Annotated in this window: 2 protein-coding genes and 1 other RNA gene; all 3 read left to right on the top strand. The window is 47.3% G+C overall.

Going from position 1 to position 3,682, the window contains the following annotated elements; genetic code table 11:
• Window positions 1–1,836 (top strand): Ig-like domain-containing protein (locus tag ACESLU_RS12880; RefSeq protein WP_372639041.1); only part of this gene is annotated, 1,836 nt, incomplete at its 5' end.
• Between the two features lie 63 nt (window positions 1,837–1,899).
• On the top strand, window positions 1,900–2,820 hold the full coding sequence (locus tag ACESLU_RS12875) for a type IX secretion system membrane protein PorP/SprF (protein ID WP_372639040.1): 921 nt from the start codon (window positions 1,900–1,902) through the stop codon (window positions 2,818–2,820).
• Window positions 2,821–2,930: 110 nt separating this feature from the next.
• Window positions 2,931–3,329, top strand: a transfer-messenger RNA (tmRNA) gene (gene ssrA / locus ACESLU_RS12870).
• The last annotated feature ends 353 nt before the right edge of the window (window positions 3,330–3,682 follow it).

Raw genomic sequence — 3,682 nt, 5'->3', positions numbered from 1 at the left:
ATGATCCAAAGCGCCGACTATGGGGTTTGCGAGGCCTATGTGACCGTCGACGAACCCCTAACGACAGGCAACTGCTTTGCAGATTCATTATGGAACAGCTGGACCGGCACGAGCAACGCTTCAGCCATCTATCCTGTCGGGATATGGACCGTATGGTGGTACATCGTGGGCGAGAACGGAGAGGTCGACAGTTGCTTCCATACTGTTACAGTGATAGATGATCAGCCCCCCGATATCGTCTGTCCTCCCGACACTACGGTATTTGCTTCCCCTGATTCATGCTGGGCCTTCGTTGACCCCGGATATGCCACCGCTACCGATAATTGCGGAGTAGACAGCATCTGGAACAGTTACACAGGAGGTCCTGTTGCCGCCGCCCTCTATCCCGTCGGAACCACCATCGTAACCTGGTGGGCCGTCGACATCCATGGCAATACCTCCCAATGCCAGATGACCGTCACGGTAGTGGACAGTATTCCTCCGACGATCATTTGTCCGCCCGACACCCTTCTTCCCGCCGACCCCGGTGTTTGTGAAGCCTACGTAGCGATAGACCCGGCTATCCCCTGGGATAATTGTGACATCGACAGTTTCTGGAATGATTATAATTTCACGGCGGACGCTTCCGATACTTACCCGGTAGGTACGACCGTCGTCAACTGGTACGTGGTCGATGGCAGCGGCCTGATGGATAGCTGCAGTCATGTAGTAACGGTATATGACGATCAACCCCCTGTCATAATCTGCCAGAATGACACGATGGTATTTGCCGCTACCGGAGAGTGCGAGGCATTCGTGAACATGCAGATGCCTTACGTATTCGATAATTGCGGTATCGATACCTTGTGGAACAGCTACACCGGCACCACGGAATTAGGTGCAATATTCCCGAACGGGACCACGGAGGTAACCTGGACGGTGATCGATATACACGGACTTCAATCGCAATGCTCCTTCAATGTGACCGTCGTGACCGTTGTTGACGCCGTGGATGATTTTGTTACGACCGACATGAACGTACCCGTGGATATATATCCATTGCTTAATGATATTTTCTGCTCATCCATATTCGACAGCGCAGCACTTACCATCACCGAAGGTCCGGACCATGGAATATACTACTGGTATGCATTCGGAACCGTCACGTATTCACCGGAATTTAATTACAGCGGGTTTGATACGATGACATACATCATTTGTGATACGACCGGTTATTGCGATGAGGCGATCATCGTGATCTTTATCCGGGACGAAACCAACAACCCGCCGGTAGCCGTTAACGATTACGCTATCACGCCAATGTGCCTGCCTGTGGACATTGATATTCTTGCAAACGATTATGATCCTGACGGCGATTCGATCTATCTCATCGAAATTTATGAAAGGCCGATGAACGGCCAGATCAAACTGAACGATGACAAGACCGTCACCTACCGGCCCGACATCGGCTACACCGGCGTGGATAAGTTCGCGTACTTCATCCGCGACGGTGGGATCCCGAATATGTATGACAGTGCAACAGTGCTGATCACAATAGAAGACGTACCCCTGGAAGACATCCCGTTCCATATATATAATGCGCTGACTCCCAATGCCGATGGTGACAATGATTACTGGAAGATGCTCAACATCGAGTATTTCCCGGATAACGAGGTGATCCTGATGGATCGGTGGGGACGGGTCATTCGTGAGTACAAAGGATACAATAACGCCTCTATACGCTGGGAAGGATATGACAATAATGGTAACCTCCTGCCGAATGCTACGTATTACTATGTCGTGAAACTGGGATTCCAGGGACGGATGTATAAAGGATGGGTCATGCTGCAGAAATAAGAGGATGATAAATCGTAAGAATAATCAATGAATTCACAGAGAAGGCCGGGAAAACATGTACTTATGAAGAAGTTGCTCACCATACTGATTTTACTTTCTTCCCTGACTGTTTTAGGACAGAAAGATGCCTTGTATTACCAATACATGTTCAATCCGTTCATTCTCAATCCCGCTTACGCCGGTGTTCCGCAGGTATTAAACCTGCATGTCGTCGACCGTTACCAGTGGATCGGTATTCCGGGGGCGCCTAAAACACTGACGGTTTCAGGGCATTTCCCTTTGAGGAACCAGAAAGTGGGCCTTGGAGGGTACCTGTATTCTGATAATTACGGACCGATCATGGATTATGGGTTCATGGGGAACTATTCCTACCGGGTAAATTTCTGGGAAGGGAAACTATCCTTCGGCATACAGGCCGGTGTAGTAAAAAGATGGATCAACTGGGATGTGATCGACATGCCCGACCTGGATGATGTTTACCTCATGACCAGGCCTCAGCCCGGTATCAGTCCCGACGTGAATTTCGGTGTATTATATTATGAAGAAGATTTTTTCATCGGACTGTCGACCAAACATCTGCTCGAGATCACATTCAACGATATCGTCATTAAAGGCAATAAATCGTTTTCAGCGTTACAGAGGCATCTTTATTTATATCACGGATGGATGCTTCCCATCAACAACCGGTTGCTATTCAAGCCGGAGATCCTGCTGAAATATGTACTGGCTGAAGACGTTTATTTCGATCTCAACGCGTTTCTACTCATTAATAAAACGATATGGGTGGGCGCATCTTACCGTCATCACACCCGGTCGGTCGTATTTCTTACCGAGTTAAACATCAACAGGAAATTAAAGGTGGGTTATTCCTGGGACACCTACCTTGGTGATGTCTGGGACTACAATATCGGCACTCACGAGTTCATGTTAAGCTATACTTTGAATATCTACAAGGTATGGCAGCGTCATCCCCTTTACTTCTAATATTTTCGTATCTTTGCACAGAGAATGGTACGTTCTTTGATGTTAATGATACGACACAATGTTGCAATCATTCACGAGATCCAGAGATCTGTATTTTGCCATTAAGAAACGGGGCTGACCGGTTTCGACAGCAAGGTGGATGGATTTGTAAGCATGCCGGGATTTGCAGATTAACCCGTAAAAACTATCTGTAAACAAACAAACGGCGAAAACAACTTCGCTCTCGCAGCCTAATCGAATCACAGTAGATAGGCTATATTCGCGGCCCAAGGGGCCGTGACGAGACGTTCCGCCGGTGGATTCGCCTGATTCCTGCCGGATCACGGGACGCACGCAATTTCGGGCTGGCCTGCTAAATGCATCCGTTTAGCGGGCGAGAAAACAGGAGCTAAGGTCAGAGTTGGGTGCTCATTCCCTGCTCTTTCCCGACAACCGACAATGAGCTAAGCATGTAGAAAGCACTTCTGTTCCTTGTTTGGACGAGGGTTCGAATCCCTCCAGCTCCACCATCACCTCCTGCCAACGCGGGAGGTTTTTTTTTATAATTCCTGCTATTTGGGCATCCGCTCACTAAAGAAACTCTGTCATCCAATAAATAAGTTAGTCCGGGCAATAAAGAAAGGGTCTTCATATTCTATTGATCCACTTATTAACATTATCTTTATAATCCCTGATAATTAAGAGGTTATATTCAGGGAGATTTAAGCGTCAGATAATAAAAGGAATTAGGATTTTCAGAGAAATGTTGTATTTTTACATTTGCTAAAAGAATTGCCATTCTTGCTTGTTCTTTGTATTACGTTTTTGCAATTAAACGATTAAGAGACAGACTCCCCATCCGGTATCCGATCTTTTGGTCAAG

Source organism: Fodinibius sp., from assembly GCF_041642155.1.
Lineage (GTDB): Bacteria > Bacteroidota > Rhodothermia > Balneolales > Balneolaceae > Fodinibius.
The sequence above is the reverse complement of the archived record's forward strand: the minus strand, read 5'-3'. Positions and strand labels throughout refer to the sequence as shown.

Excerpts from the sequence above, each read along its gene's own strand:
- ACESLU_RS12875 (WP_372639040.1), top strand. The coding sequence starts at position 1,900 with ATGAAGAAGTTGCTCACCATACTGATTTTACTTTCTTCCCTGACTGTT.